Source organism: Flavobacterium sp. FlaQc-47, assembly GCF_044006475.1.
Taxonomy (GTDB): Bacteria; Bacteroidota; Bacteroidia; order Flavobacteriales; family Flavobacteriaceae; genus Flavobacterium.
The window spans coordinates 1-367 of sequence record NZ_JBIPCQ010000020.1; the positions used below are offsets into that span (position 1 = coordinate 1).

Below are 367 nucleotides of genomic sequence, written 5' to 3' on the forward strand. Positions count from 1 at the left end.
AACAAAACATACATTCCCAAGCTTTTAATCAACGGAGATTCCGTAAAACAATTATTAGCCAGAAGCAGATATTTACTTTATAAATCTCGCGAAAAATGGACTCAAAGCCAAAATGAAAGAGGTCAACTTTTATTTGAGTTATATCCCGATCTAAAGAAAGCTTACAATTTAAGTCAACAACTCCGAGGAATTTATAACAATAATAACGATAAACATATTGCCATGACAAAACTGGCCCACTGGTATAGAAATGTAGAGGAATCTGGTTTTAAAGCTTCAATATCCTACTTAATACAATTACTTTTAACTACCAGTCAATCTTAAATTATTTTGATAACAGAAGTACTAATGCTTCAGCAGAATCTTT

Annotated in this window: 1 protein-coding gene; it reads left to right on the forward strand. The window is 31.3% G+C overall.

The window, feature by feature from the left end; genetic code table 11:
* A partial coding sequence (locus ACHRVX_RS23840; protein WP_395337089.1) for a transposase occupies positions 1-324 on the forward strand: 324 nt, incomplete at its 5' end.
* Between the last annotated feature and the right edge of the window lie 43 nt (positions 325-367).